Raw genomic sequence first — 14,417 nt, 5'->3', positions numbered from 1 at the left:
ATCGTATGAGCCAGATAAAGAGAGCGAATATACTCGGCGTCGGCGTTAGCGCCATTTCGATGGACGACGCCGTTCGTCACTCAGACACGCTTCTGCAGAACGGTTCGCAGGGATATATCTGCGTTACGGGTGTCCATGGAATCATGGAAGCTCAGTCCGATCATGTGTTCAAAGATATTCTCAACGGATCGTTTCTCACCACGCCAGACGGCATGCCAACCGTCTGGCTCGGTCATCTACAGGGATTCAAAGGCATGACTCGGGTCTACGGCCCCGATTACATGCTCGAGTTATGCAAACTCTCTGTCGAGCGCGGTTATAAACACTTCCTCTATGGCGGAAAGCCTGGAGTAGCGGAAGACCTCAAGAGAACCTTGGTCGAGCGCTTTCCAGGATTGCAAATCGTCGGTACTTATACCCCTCCTTTTCGGCCTTTGAATGCCGACGAAGAGGCCGACCTTAGTCTCCAGTTGGAGCGTTCGCAGGCCGATGTCCTTTGGTGCGGTCTCAGCACTCCAAAACAAGAACGCTTCATGGCTCAGTATTGCGGTAAGTTGCCTGTAAAACTGATGGTAGGCGTTGGCGCGGCTTTCGACATCAATAGCGGTCATCTCAAAGATGCCCCTGCATGGATGAAGAAGGCCGGCCTGCAGTGGCTATATCGGATGATCGAGGAGCCGCAGCGTCTAGCCGGAAGATATCTTAAAAACAATCCCCGGTTTATGTGGCTTACCTGCCTTCAACTTTGCGGCTTCAGAAGATACTCGATCTCTTAGCTCCTATCTGTTAGCTGTGCTTCAAGTCATGCACGTCCCTTGCACCCTCTTTTTGGTGCTGCAAGCACGATCTTGGAGATAAAAATGAATACGGACGTCTCAGTAGTTATGCCCGCGTTCAATGCAAGCGCAACAATCGCGCAATCCATTGAATCCGCATTAAACCAGACTGCACCGCCGTTGGAAATCATAGTGGTAAACGACGCATCGACGGACGACACAGGCAGCATTGTCGCCGAAATGGCAAAACAGCATCCATCGCTACGGGTCATCGAAATGAAGCAAAACTGCGGCCTGTCTGCGGCGAGAAATACCGCGATCAGAGAAGCAAAGGGAAGCTGGATTGCCCTTCTTGACTCCGACGACCTGTGGGCCGAAGACAAGCTGTCGGATCAACTGGCATTCGCTGCAGGCAATCCCGACGTAGACATGATCGGTTGCTTTTACCGCGAAATGTTCGATTCGTCCATTGGTGCAGTACGGCGAGAGTTTTTTTGGCCATCAGCTTGTCTCATAAAAAAGTCCGTAGCGTTGGATGTTCCGTTTAATCCGGAATGGGTAGCCTCGGAGTTTCCTGAATTTCTTTCGCGTTTCGACGTGATGTACAAGAAGGACGGCGTACCGAAGCCGCTGATGTTTTACCGCCTGAACTTAACCGGGATCGCACACCGATCCTTTCTCCGCGAGCGCATGGCCTGGAAGCTCGCAAGCGAAAATGCAAGACGGCGGAAAAATGGAAGTCCAGAAATCAGCTATAGCGAACTCGAGGATTGGTATCGACGCAGCTTCCCGTGGACCACGCGGCTGCGGAAGGGGATATCGTGGCGCGGCGATCGATTGCTGCGTGAATCGCTCTTCCACGCCAAAAAAGGCCAACTACTGCGCGCGTGCCTTCTAGGACTCGCCGGAACTTTACTAAATCCTATGTCGCTCGCCACAAAGTGGCGTAGGCTCGCGTCGCTCGGCAAAGAGACCTCTCCCCAATCCACCTTACAAACCGACCAAAAGACGGAAGCGCAGAAGAATATCGCGGCATAAATCACCGCACATGCATGCTGTGCGGTGAGAATCAACCATCGAGGATCATGGCACGGCGTCTCTTCGCGTACGGCTGGTCCTCGTCAGGCGGGTGAGAGCTGGAGAAATCGATGAAGATACTTTTGTCCGCGTTTGCCTGTGACCCTGCGCAAGGATCGGAGCCAGGTGTCGGGTGGACTTGGGCATACCAGCTAGCCAAAATGGGTCACGATGTTTGCGTGTTGACGAGAGATCGTCATCGGGTATCGATTGAAGCGGCGCAATTGGCCGAGCCCATTCCAAATCTCAGGTTCATTTACCTGGAGGTACGCAGAGTTCCATACAAGATCATCGGGCTCAGTGTTTATCCCTTCTACTGGGCATGGCAACTCAAGGCGTATCTCCTTATTAAAAAGCTGGAAGATTTATCTAGCTTCGACTGCATTCATCACATCACCTACGCCAGCTATCGAACTCCGTTCTTCCTAGCGTGGCTCGGCGTTCCTTCAATCTTCGGTCCAGTCGGTGGAGGAGAAGTTGCTCCCGTCCGAATGACGAAGGGCATGTCGCTCAAGGGAAAAATACACGAGTTCGCGCGTATCGGTCTCAACATCGCAAGTTCGCTCGCGCCGATGGATGGATTGGTCTGGCGACACCCCGCTTTGATCCTGACTGCAACCCAGGAAACGCGGCTGCTTGTCCCCGAAAAGTATCGCTCCAAATGCAAGGTTCTTCCTACCATCACCACACCAGCTGTAACGAATGAAAAGAACGGTCGCCGCACCTCAGGTCGCCGTCCTTATCGGGTCTTATTTGTCGGAAGGCTATTGGAGTGGAAGGGCGTTCAGTTTGCCATCCGCGCTTTGGCCATAGCTCGAAAGACCGTGCCCGACATTCTGTTGACGATTATCGGGGATGGCCAGTACGAAGCCTCGCTGCGAGCCTTGGAAAAGACGGAAAGCCTGCAGGGCAGTATCGAATGGATTGCGCGCATGCCTCGGGCCGAGGTGCTCGATGAATATGAAAAGCACGATCTCTTCGTTTTGCCGAGCCTCCATGACTCTGGCGGAATGGTGCTTTTGGAAGCGCTGGCTCACGGCACCCCGGTTGTATGTCTGAAACTTGGTGGCCCCGGTGTGATCGTCGACTCCAGTTGCGGAGCGGCCATCGATGTCTCCAAGCGGTCCGTTGAGGAAGTGATACAAGCGTTTGCCGATCAGCTTGTACGCTTTGCGAACATGTCAGAGGCCGAAGCAGAGTTAATCCGGGCCGGCACGCGTCCGCGCGCAGCAGAATTTACGGTAGACGAAGTTGTTGGCAAAGCCTACGAATGGTTTTCCGAGATCATTGCCCAGTCTCCGTCGCAGAGCTTCATCAAGAAGGCAAAAGTGCCAGGCGCTGAATCCGCATAACACTCAATTGCTTCGGCTGGCTGAAATGTAGATCTACAGGCAGGTAGAGCCGCATTTTTTAGTTTGAATAAATAGTATTAATCACGACCTTGGAGCACATTGAGATGCACGTGGCTATCTGTATTGCGACTTGCAAGCGGCCGAAGCTCTTGGAACAGCTTTTGTTCAATATTTCAGCGTTAACTTTTGAGAGAACAAACCCCGTTCCTCAAATAAGTATCGTTGTCGTGGACAATGACGCTGCCGGTACCGCGAAGGACGTCTGTCAGCAAGTATCGCTTCCGTGGCCTCTAACCTACGTCATCGAACCGAAGCGCGGCATCGCATCGGCAAGAAATCGGGCTCTCCGCAATGCAGAAAACGCAGATTTCATCGCGTTAATAGACGACGACGAGGCGCCGGCGCCTGAATGGCTCGATGAGCTTTTGTGGACACGCTCGCAGTTCAATGCCGACGTAGTTTCGGGCCCCGTGGTTCCGATCTTCACTGAAGATGTGGCTGATTGGATAAAGGCAGGAAAGTTCTTTTACCGGCAGATCCACGAATCCGGGAAAGCGCTCAATTGGTTTGCCACCAATAATGTTCTGATCTCGAGACGTGTGCTCAACCAACTCTCTTCCTTCGACGAGCGGTTCCAACTGACGGGCGGAGAAGACCTGCAATATTCCATGAAGGTGCATCGCGCTGGCTTCAAAATAGTCTTCGCGAAAGATGCGATCGTAAGTGAAGTCATCGATGCCGATCGCGCCAATGTCCAGAGCATCTTGAAGAGGGCCTATCAGGGAGGCAATTGCCAGGTATTCGTCGAGCGCTCGCTTGATACCGGAATATCGGCGTGGATCACGAGGTTTGCGAAGGGCTGTGCTCGAACGGTCCAAGGTATAATCGAAGTAATGGTGGCAGTTTTAAAGGGTCGTGTCGCCGCCTTGGAATCAATGCGAAGAGTTTGCACCGGCGTCGGAATGCTCTCCGGATTGATAGGCTTTCGATATGAGCCATACAGAGTCATCAAAGGGCGATCGACAGCATAATGCATGTGCTCGCTGCGGCTGGCCGCTCATGGTCAACTTGCGCATCGAACGTAGACTTTCAGGCACATTCGCCCCGTGATCACTTCTGATTACTGAACCGACGCTAGGTCGGCCTACTTATTTCTTGGAGCCCAATGTTCGATCTCATGCGCAGAAGTGTCGTGGCTCGCAATACTGCCTGGATGTTTGCCGGCCAGGGGTTAAGGCTGGGCATTCAGGCGGCTTATTTTACCGCCATCGCGCGATCTCTGGGGGTAAGTAACTATGGCGCCTTTGTCGGCGTTACCGCGTTTGTTGCGGTTGCCTTTCCGTTTGGTTCCCTTGGAAGTGGCCATCTTCTAATCAGGCAAGTCGCCAAGGATAAGAGCGCCTTCGCGCGTTGTTGGGGCGAGGCTATTGGCACCACAGTGAGTGTCAGCGCCATCCTGCTTGGCATCCTGCTGATCGTTTCGCGATTTCTAATTCCGGCCACTATTCCAACCGCATTGGTTTTCCTCGTGGCCTTCTCTGATCTATTTGGATTGAGCATCATCGGCATTGCCGGGCAGGCGTTTCAAGCTTTTGAACTGCTCAAGTGGACTGCAGTAATCAACATAATGATCAGCAGTTGCCGCTTGATTGGCGCACTTCTTCTCATTGCCTTTGTGCATCATCCCTCGCCGCTCCAATGGGGATACATATATTTCGGCAGCACCTTGGCCGTGGTCATCGCCGCCTACCTGATGGTGACGCAGAAACTCGGATCGCCAAAAATAAGCCTGCGTCGCTCGCCGCGCCAGATCTTGGATGGCGTTTATTTCTCGATCAGCTTAAGCGCGCAATCGATCTATAACGATATCGACAAGACCATGCTCGTCCGCTTGAGCACCTTTGGAGCGACCGGCATTTACGGTGCTGCCTATCGTCTCATCGACGTGAGCTTTTCTCCTGTCTCCGCGCTGCTCTATGCCGCTTATCCTAAATTCTTTCGCCAGGGGGCAGGTGGCCTTGGCCCAAGCCTCGCTCACGCGCGATCGTTGTTACGCAAGGCATTGTTGTACGCCTCAGTAATTTGTGTCGGGATATTGCTGCTAGCCGGAGTCGTGCCTCACGTTCTCGGCGCTGAATATGCTCGAACGGTTGAAGCGCTTCGCTGGCTGGCGCCGCTCCCGATACTGAAGACCATCCATTACTTCATTTCAGATGCTCTCACCGGAGCAGGGCATCAGGCACTGCGAAGCGGCATACAGGCTTCAGTCGCTGTATTTAATGTGCTGATCAATCTTTGGTTGATTCCTGCTTACTCCTGGCGTGGTGCAGCATGGGCAAGCATCGCCTCCGATGGGCTCCTCGCATGTCTCATCTGCACGGCCGCCTTTGTGTTATCCCGGCGCTCGCAGAAAAAAATGGTGTTGCAGGTCCAATAGCTTTTACGTATGCGTAGTTCCATTGACAGTGTTGCACTGCGGTTTACGAGTCACCAGGGAGGCATGTGTCCACGATGAACACGGTAGCAGATGTCTCCGTCACTCAAGTCAGTGCGGTCAGTTCGAAATCCGCCGAAAAGCGCTTCTATCGCCCTGAACTCGACACGCTTCGGTTTCTTGCTTTCTTGGGCGTATTCATCTTTCATGTCATGCCGCATGACGTGGCATTCTACCTCCAACACCCGATTATCCCTCTGCCGGTTGCGCGCCTTTTCACCGCCGTATGCGGTGCAGGCGCATTTGGAGTCGATCTCTTCTTCGCGCTGAGCTCCTACTTAATCACGGTTCTGCTCATTCGCGAGCGAGCTGTGTCAGCGGATGGCCTGCACGTCAAGTTTTTCTATATTCGACGCATCTTGCGAATATGGCCTCTATACTTCTTCGTCATCGCCATCGCAGTGTTGCTTTCATTTGTCGTTCGCGAACAGCATTTGGGCTGGCCTTATGTCGCCGGATATCTGCTGCTGGCCGGTAACTGGATGTACGCGTGGCTCGGCCCTCCAATCTCGATCGCCACACCACTGTGGAGCATATCGATTGAGGAACAGTTCTATCTGATATGGCCGCTAGTCTGTCGGCGGCTTTCGCGGCGCGGAATGATCGGCATTGCGATTGGCCTTCTGGTCGTAGCGAACTTGGCCAGAGTTTGGCTGGTGTCGGCTCATGTTCTCGGTGCCGGAGTGGAGTACAACACCTTCGCTCGCCTCGACCCCATCGCATGGGGCATCATCGTAGCGTTGGTGCTCGGCGAAGACGCGCCCCGCCTATCCGGATTGCAGCGGGCGCTTCTATTCCTATCTTCGATCGCTCTCTGGTGCACCGTGTCAGAGTTCGCTCGACTCAATGCCCCAAAGGCTGTCGCACCGGTGATCGGTACTCTGGTCGGGCGCCCCTTGGTTGCCGTAGGCGCGATTGCAATGTTGATCGCCTGCATCGGCGCTCCATCGGCAGGTTTTCGGTGGATGACCGCACCGTGGCTCAGGTATCTCGGACGCATCTCGTACGGCCTCTACGTCTATCACATGGCCGGTCTATTACTGGCGCGACGGTTTTTCCCAACGAACACTGTAATCGGATATGCGTCGTACGCCGCGTGCGGACTTCTTGCCACGCTGGTCTTCAGCTCTGTTTCTTACCGCTGGCTTGAAACACCGTTTTTGCACCTGAAAGAACGCTTTGCCGTTGTACGTTCCAGGCCCGTTTAACTATGTCATTCTCCGCGAATCGCCGCGTTCTTGAAACCGGGTATTACCTCGCTGTCCTGTTTTTGTCGACAGGCGCGTTTCAGTCGCTGCTTATTGATACGTCGAGCATGGAGTCCGGAGCGGCGGGATCTCCCGTTCTCCGCCTGTTGTGGATAGGCATGAGCCTCATCGCTTTCATCCGCTGCATCAGGAGACGTCAGCAAGTCGCTCGGCTCATACGCGCAAACAAGGCGCTCTCTGCCTTGGTCCTTCTGTCTACATGCTCGCTGCTTTGGTCTGTGGACCCTAGTTTGACCCTTCATATAGGCCTGGTATTGCTGGGCACCACGTTAGTCGGACTCGATCTTGCCGTCCGCAGGACGCTCAGTGAGCAGTTAAATCTATTAATCCCAGTTCTGGGGTTGATTACGATACTGAGTGTCTTAACGGAGTTGCTGGCGCCGGGGTTGATGTACCACGATTCGCCAGCCTGGCAGGGCGCATTCGAATTCAAGAATGTTTTTGGACGCTTTCTTGCTCTCACCGCTGCAGCCTTCTTAAGCTATCCCGTCCACTCGCAAAAGGGAGCGATCGTCAAGGGCCTCGCTATGGTGGCTCTCGTCGGTATTGTCATTAAAGGACATTCCGCGGGCGCGCTTCTGTATGTCGTCCTGCTCATACTCCTGTATAAGGGCAGCGCAATCTTCCGCTGGCATCGCAAAATTCTTTTGATCGCCTCTGTTCTCTTGCTCATGGTGGCTATTCCGGCAATCTACTATGTTTCGAATAATGTAGAAGCGGCCGCCGCCCTGCTCGGTCGAGACGCAACCCTCACCGGACGCACCGATCTATGGGACTTCGCGATCAAGAGCGTGTTCCAGCATCCGCTGCTAGGCCATGGTTACGGAGCCTTCTGGAGCCCGGCCTCCCACGAAGCTGAGGCTATCCGCGAAAGCATCGGATGGCAGGCTCCGACCTCGCACAATGGCTATCTCGATCTTCTCTTGGACTTCGGCCTGGTAGGCATCGGACTATATTTCACGAGCTATTTTGTCGCCGTTCGCAGAGCAGTGATCGTATTTCGCAATGCCCGCACTGAGGATGCAGTCTGGCCGATGCTGTTCCTCATTTTCATCATCCTCTGTCAGCTTTCAGAAGCAAGCATCGTTCACGGCAACTCCATTTATTGGGTGCTCTACATATCAATAACCTTCGGACTCTACAATGAGGTCACTGCTGATGAGTCGTCTGTCGCTCGCAGAGACTCATTGCCCAATGTCGAAGTAACCAAGACCGCCATGCAGTACTGAATTTATTGCCATTCGACAGCTGTTGCGGTGGCGATTGACCCCCTTTAAAAACGGAGAGAAATGGTTTGCACCTTCTGAACTCATATCTTCCCATCTATAGCCTCACAGCCCCCGTGTTTCTGATATTCATGGCGGCGCTGGCGGTCGTTTATCGGCTCACTCCCCGCACTATGCGCGCACCTCTCCTTCTGGTTGCGTCGTACTTTGTCTATTTTGAATGGAACCATTGGCTCACCCTTCTCCTCGCCGTGATCACCCTGGTCACTTACTACTTGGCGCTGGCCATAGAGGCGCAAAAGTCTAAGGGCAAGAAGCAACTGAGCATGGCGGTGGGTGTCGCCATCGTGCTCTTGTTGTTATGTGCCTATAAAACTTATCCGTTCTGGCGCATGCATTTATCGGGAGCTCTCTCCCAGTTCAGAACAAACCTCATTGTTCCGCTCGGCCTTTCTTATTACTCGTTCAAGCTTCTCAGCTATATTCTCGACGTCTATTACGAGAAAACACCGGCCGAGAAGAATCTGACCGCATTCGCAACCTACGTCGCTTTCTTTCCGCAGATGCTTGCCGGCCCCATCCAGCGCAGCGAAAGCTTCCTGCCGCAGGTTGAAGCCGCGCCTAACGCGACATGGTCTCTCGCACTTCTCGGCATTCAGCGCATCCTCCTCGGCCTCTTTAAGAAATTCGTTGTTGCCGATAACATGGCGAAGCTGGTGGACTATGTCTACACGAATTTACACCTCGGCGGCACGCCGCTCATTCTCGGTTTCTATATTTTCCCCCTGCAGATGTACGCCGATTTCTCGGGCCTGACCGACATCGCAATCGGCTCTGCTCTTCTGCTGGGCATCGAAACTCCTGAGAACTTCATCGCTCCTTTTGCCGCGCCTAACATCAGCGAGTTCTGGCGCCGCTGGCATATCACTCTCACCACCTGGCTCACCGATTACGTCTTCACGCCGGTGCGTATGACCGTTCGCGAGTGGGGCCAAACGGGTCTTGTGTTTGCCCTCTTCGTCAACATGATTGCGATCGGGCTCTGGCATGGTGTCAAGCTGACCTATGTGACCTTCGGGGTTCTACAGGGCGCATATCTTTCGGTCGACGCGCTCAGCCGTAAAACGCGTAAAGGATGGTACAAGCGCAGCAAGCTCGCCGACCGTGTCACCGATTGGATAGGTCCGGTCCTCACCTTCCACCTATTCGCCTTCAGTCTCATCTTTTTCCGTTCGCCGAACATGAGCGATGCGTTCTATCTGTCAGGTCATCCTTTCAGTGGCCTCACTCATCTCTCCTCGGAATTCGTCACCTTCTGGGGCTATTGGGGACGCCTAATCGAAGTTGGGTTCGGTGGCTACGTTCTGATCGAACTGGGCGATTACTATCGCCGCCACAGCGAAGACGGGGGCGCTGTACTGCTTCTGCCGCGCTGGGCGCGCTGGTCAGTCTACTCCTGCACCGCGATGAGCGTGCTGGTTGCATATGTTCTGCTTTACGTGCTGGCAAGCGGCGGAGGCGCGTTTATCTATGCGGCTTATTAGAGATATCGTTAGCGTTCTAGTGATTACGGTTTGTTGGGTCATCCTGATCGACGCGGGGATGCACATCGCGGAAGCCGACTTCAACCCGTCATTCATGATGCACGACTCCGACCGCTTCATTCATCTTCGGCCGGGAGCTCACGGCTGGTGGAAGGGCGAAGGCCGCAGCTACGTGGTCATCAATAGTTATGGATTCCATGATCGGGAGCACGCTGTAGCCCGCCCAGCAGACACTTTGAGAATTGCTGTGCTCGGAAGTTCTGTCGTCGAGGCTGATCACGTAAGCTACGAGCAAAGCCTCACGTCCGTTATTCAAAGAGAGCTGGAAGATTGCCCGAATCTTCCCTGGAAGCATGTCGAAGTCTTCAACTTTGGAGTGGAAGGCTACGGACTGGCGCAGCAGTTGATCACGCTCCGAAAGGATGTGTGGCGTTTCGATCCGCAGATAGTCATCGATGTCGCAGCTTTAAATAACGACATCATGAACGACGATCGCAGGACGAAGCACAACGCAGGTGCGTATCCCTTTTTCCTCGTTCAAGACGGAGAGCTTGTACCAGACAAGATAACTAAAGATCAAAAGCCAATTGATCCCAAGCGTCTGGCCGAATCGAACAAAATCAAGGACATGATCAACAAGTCTCAGATAGCCTTGATGATCGAAGCTTCTATGCTCAGATACCAGGGGCCGCACGCCCTGCTCGATCAGCATCAGGAATTTTATCCGCCCAAGGATCCGGGGACGATCAATGCATGGGCGGTTTCAGAGGCCGTTTGGGGTCAGATGAAGCATGAAGCTGCACAACACGGCGCCGAGTTTTGGCTAGTCACCCCGGATATGAATGAACAGGTAGATCCGGATCTCGCCGACCGCGAAGCATTCCGAAATAAGTTGGGTGTTTCCGACTTATATTACCCAGATCGCCGCGCCGCTAATTTCGCAGAGCAGAACGGCATCCCGCATATTACCCTTGCTCCAACGCTTGCCGACTATACCGCGAAGAACCATGCGTATATCCACGGCTTTTATAACACCGCTCCTAATTACGGTCATTGGAACGTTCTCGGTAATCGGCTGGCCGGGGAGATCGTAGCTGCAAAGTTATGCCAGGAGAGCCAGATAGTGCACCGGCAAGCGCCGGCTGACACTCAGACCGCGAGATCTGTTGGAAAAGGCGCGTCCCAGGCCGCGTCCGTCAATCGGCTTGTGCTGTCGCAAGCGGATAACATCGCTCAAACCTCCGCCTCTGTATCAAGGTGATGCGCGCCAATTAGGTCGAAAATACACACTATGCCACAAGACCAAATCCTCACCGACACAGAGCGAAAGAAGAGCCGCGTTCTTCCCGCCTATTCTCTGCACTTGGACTTCGTGCGAGGATTAGCGGCGCTCGTGGTCTTTTACGGACACCTGCATCTCATTGTCTATGGACATACGAACGCCGCCAGTTCACTGCATAAATCAGATCCAACCTCGCATCCCGCGGATGCAACTGGGCTCGGGCACGCAGCCGTCGTCGTTTTCTTTGTGCTGAGCGGTTATCTCGTAGGCGGGAGCGTGCTGCGCGACTTGAAGCGCAATGCCTTCTCCTGGCCGAAGTATGCGCTCCGTCGCGTAGCTCGTCTTTGGACAGTGCTAATTCCGGTGCTGGTTCTTGGCGCAATCATCGATTCCTTAAGCCTTCACTTCTACTCGTCCACACAAATCTTTACCGGTGGAGAGTTCAGCCGGCATGTCACCGGCTTTCCAGGAATCGGCGTCTTTCTGCATTACCTGTTTTTCTTGCAGACGATAACTCACTTCGCCCCGGTGGCCTTTGGTTCGAATGGTGCGCTGTGGAGTCTTTCCTGCGAGTTCTGGTATTACGCGCTCTTTCCACTTATCGCCGTCTGTCTTTTTTCTCCGAGAACCTCGAAGGCCGTGCGTATAGGGTTGGGCATTCTCGCGATCATCGGCCTTTGGTTTGTGGGCTCTCGCATTGCGCTTTACTTCCCACTCTGGTGCTTAGGTGTCGTCGCTTATCTCATCCCGCCGCGCGTTCCGCAGTCCTGGCTGAAGCCGGTAAATCTACTTCTTCTCCTGCAGTTTCTGGCCGTGCTCTATATTCTTCGCTCGAAAGCGATCGGCGCCCTGCGAGCGGATATGGTCCTGGCAGTTTCATTTACGCTGTTTCTCTACGGTATTCTCCACCTCACAGGTCCAGCACGAACATCGCTATATTCGCGCCTGGCGCATGGATTGTCATTCCCTTCGTATACTCTCTATGCGTCTCATATTCCCATGGCTATCTTCCTGGCTGCTTTCACTGAGGCGACGTTTCCGCAGCTCTTTGGTCACAAGGTCGTAGTCACTGCATTGCTCTTTGTTCTGGTGTATCTCTATGCTGGGATTCAATATTTACTATTCGAGCGCAACACCGATTACTTCCGCCGTCATGTAGAAACACTCATTTTTCGACAGCGGGCTGAGCAGAGAGAAAAGGCCGGTGCAACGCCAGTGGAAACCTACGCGAAATAGATGAAGTTTGTTGTTACCGTCAACGCATTTATTACATTTATAGGATGGCGCCATAATGGATCTGAACTCACTATCCGTTGATGAACTTCTGACTAAGCGAAATAGCCTGCGGCGGCAGCTCTCAGCTTCGACCGATTTGAAAGAGCTGCGGATCGCCGTGCTTGGCGGCTCGACCACCAACGAGTTAGTCGGTTTGTTCGAATTACTGCTTCTGTCGGATGGCTTTCGTCCCGTGTTTTATCAGTCGGATTACGGACGTTTCTATGATGACGCTGTTCACGATCCTCAGGCGCTCATTGATTTCAAGCCTGACCTTGTCTACGTTCATACGTCTTGCCGTAATGTACAGAATGCGCCTCCGCTCAGCTGCACCGAGGCGGAACTTGCCAGCTATGTGCAGACCGAGACAGCGCGCTATGCCGAAATTTGGGACGCGCTCGAGCGCAATGTCGGCTGCCAGGTCATTCAGAACAACTTTGAAGCGCCGCCCTACGCAATCCTCGGCAACTACGATGCGATTGCGAGCGGAGGCCTAACTCGCTTCCTGTTGCAGTTGAATGTCTCGCTCTCCCAGGAAATCGCCAAGCGGTCGAAGGTGATTCTGCAGGATGTGCACAGCATCTCCGCAAGGCTCGGCCTGAAGCAATGGTTCGATTGGACTCGCTACTTTAGCTATAAGTTGCTGCTAACTCCGGAAGCCCACCTCGAGCTGGCGCGCTCCTTCGCAGCGACCGTGAGTGCTCTCTACGGCAAGAGCCGCAAGGTGCTGGTTCTCGATCTGGATAACACTTTGTGGGGCGGTGTTATCGGCGACGATGGCGTAGATAAGATTCAGATTGGTCGCGAAACACCGGTAGCTGAATCCTACACTGCCTTCCAGGAATACTGCCTCTCGCTCCGCAATCGCGGCATCCTGCTTGCCGTCTGCTCGAAAAATACTGAGGAGATCGCCAAGACTGGCTTCGAGCACCCCAGCTCAGTGTTGAAGCTCGAGCATATCTCCTGCTTCAAAGCGAACTGGGAGCCGAAGCACGAAAACATTCTGGCGATCGCTCAGGAACTGAACCTCGGAGTCGACAGCTTCGTCTTCGTCGACGACAATCCCGCCGAGCGCTCGATTGTCGAGGCTCAGGTGCCGGGGGTAGCTGTGCCTGATGTCGGCAGCGAAGTCTCAAAGTATGCAGAGATAGTGGAGCAGGGTCGTTATTTCGAATCCCTTTCGTTGTCGAAAGAGGATCTGGAGAGAGCCGCACTCTACGCTGAAAATTCTCAACGTGCCGCTCTGGAAAGAAAATTCGCGAATTATGGCGAATATCTCGACTCTCTCGAAATGGTTGCGGAGATCGATACATTCAAACCTGTCTACATCGAGCGTATCGCCCAACTGACAAACAAGACCAACCAATTCAATCTCACCACGCGCCGCTACACGCTGGCTGAGATGGAGTCCATCTCAACAGATTCGAATTACATTGGTATTTATGGCCGGCTCATCGACAGATTTGGTGATAACGGCCTGATCTCGATTGTTCTCGGACGTAAGGACTTCGAAGCTCCTGGTGGCACTTTGCTCCTCGACTTATGGTTGATGAGCTGCCGCGTCCTGAAACGCGATATGGAAGTTGCCATGTTGGACGAACTGGTGGCGCGCGCCAAGCAGTCAGGACTGGCGCGGTTAATAGGATATTATCTTCCTACGAAGAAGAACGGCATGGTGATGGAACACTATGCTGGTCTTGGCTTCGAAAAAACTCGGATGGATGCGGACGGAACCTCGGAATGGACACTGGATTTGGCCGGATACCAGCCACGCAACACTCACATTCGGATACTGGAGACTGTAAATGGATAGCAATGCGATTCTCGCGGATATGCAACCGATCTTTCGCGATGTTTTAGATCAGCCGGACCTCGTAGTTACCCGCGAATCGAGCGCACTGACGGTGGAAGACTGGGATTCGCTCTCGCACATCAACATCGTGACCGGCGTGGAGAAGAAATTCAAAGTAAAGTTCACTCTTGGCGAATTGCAAAAACTGAAGAATGTCGGAGAGATGGTGGACCTGGTTGCAGAGAAGCAGCAAGGGAAGTAGCTTCCGCGAAGATAAATTGAACGTTGAACTAGACGCTGTCTCATAGGTGGTTCGTATCAGGGCACGACT

General features: G+C 53.5%; 12 protein-coding genes. All 12 read left to right on the top strand.

Going from position 1 to position 14,417, the window contains the following annotated elements; all coding sequences use genetic code 11:
• Window positions 1–5: 5 nt before the first annotated feature.
• The 12 genes from XX99_RS22660 (at window position 6) to XX99_RS22605 (ending at window position 14,348) form a co-directional block, all read left to right on the top strand.
• On the top strand, window positions 6–776 hold the full coding sequence (locus XX99_RS22660; protein ID WP_050061682.1) for a WecB/TagA/CpsF family glycosyltransferase: 771 nt from the start codon (window positions 6–8) through the stop codon (window positions 774–776).
• Window positions 777–860: 84 nt separating this feature from the next.
• Window positions 861–1,814 (top strand): glycosyltransferase family 2 protein, encoded by a 954-nt coding sequence (locus XX99_RS22655; protein WP_082125858.1) that lies wholly within the window; start codon window positions 861–863, stop codon window positions 1,812–1,814.
• A 218-nt stretch (window positions 1,815–2,032) separates the two neighbouring features.
• On the top strand, window positions 2,033–3,205 hold the full coding sequence (locus XX99_RS22650) for a glycosyltransferase family 4 protein (RefSeq protein ID WP_184084964.1): 1,173 nt from the start codon (window positions 2,033–2,035) through the stop codon (window positions 3,203–3,205).
• A 104-nt stretch (window positions 3,206–3,309) separates the two neighbouring features.
• Window positions 3,310–4,236, top strand: a complete 927-nt coding sequence (locus tag XX99_RS22645; protein ID WP_082125856.1) for a glycosyltransferase family 2 protein — start codon at window positions 3,310–3,312, stop codon at window positions 4,234–4,236.
• A 134-nt stretch (window positions 4,237–4,370) separates the two neighbouring features.
• Window positions 4,371–5,642 carry an oligosaccharide flippase family protein gene (locus XX99_RS22640; RefSeq protein ID WP_050061678.1) on the top strand — a complete coding sequence of 424 codons (1,272 nt, stop codon included), beginning with the start codon at window positions 4,371–4,373 and terminating at the stop codon, window positions 5,640–5,642.
• Window positions 5,643–5,716: 74 nt separating this feature from the next.
• Entirely contained in the window at window positions 5,717–6,907 is a 1,191-nt protein-coding gene (locus XX99_RS22635; protein WP_050061677.1) for an acyltransferase family protein, read from the top strand.
• A 290-nt stretch (window positions 6,908–7,197) separates the two neighbouring features.
• The gene (locus XX99_RS22630) at window positions 7,198–8,196 is read left to right on the top strand and encodes an O-antigen ligase family protein (protein ID WP_184084967.1); all 999 of its coding nucleotides are present in this window, start codon (window positions 7,198–7,200) and stop codon (window positions 8,194–8,196) included.
• Between the two features lie 65 nt (window positions 8,197–8,261).
• The gene (locus XX99_RS22625; RefSeq protein WP_050061675.1) at window positions 8,262–9,737 is read left to right on the top strand and encodes an MBOAT family O-acyltransferase; all 1,476 of its coding nucleotides are present in this window, start codon (window positions 8,262–8,264) and stop codon (window positions 9,735–9,737) included.
• Window positions 9,738–9,795: 58 nt separating this feature from the next.
• On the top strand, window positions 9,796–10,998 hold the full coding sequence (locus XX99_RS22620) for a hypothetical protein (protein ID WP_156186155.1): 1,203 nt from the start codon (window positions 9,796–9,798) through the stop codon (window positions 10,996–10,998).
• 30 nt (window positions 10,999–11,028) lie between these two features.
• A complete protein-coding gene (locus XX99_RS22615) occupies window positions 11,029–12,255 on the top strand; it encodes an acyltransferase family protein (RefSeq protein WP_050061673.1) in 1,227 nt (408 codons plus the stop codon).
• 55 nt (window positions 12,256–12,310) lie between these two features.
• Window positions 12,311–14,107, top strand: a complete 1,797-nt coding sequence (locus XX99_RS22610) for an HAD-IIIC family phosphatase (RefSeq protein ID WP_050061672.1) — start codon at window positions 12,311–12,313, stop codon at window positions 14,105–14,107.
• On the top strand, window positions 14,100–14,348 hold the full coding sequence (locus XX99_RS22605) for an acyl carrier protein (RefSeq protein ID WP_050061671.1): 249 nt from the start codon (window positions 14,100–14,102) through the stop codon (window positions 14,346–14,348). Before XX99_RS22610 ends, XX99_RS22605 begins: the two co-directional genes overlap by 8 nt.
• Window positions 14,349–14,417 lie beyond the last annotated feature (69 nt).

The sequence above is a fragment of the Silvibacterium bohemicum genome (assembly GCF_001006305.1).
GTDB classification, from domain to species: Bacteria; Acidobacteriota; Terriglobia; order Terriglobales; family Acidobacteriaceae; genus Silvibacterium; species Silvibacterium bohemicum.
The sequence above is the reverse complement of the archived record's forward strand: the minus strand, read 5'-3'. Positions and strand labels throughout refer to the sequence as shown.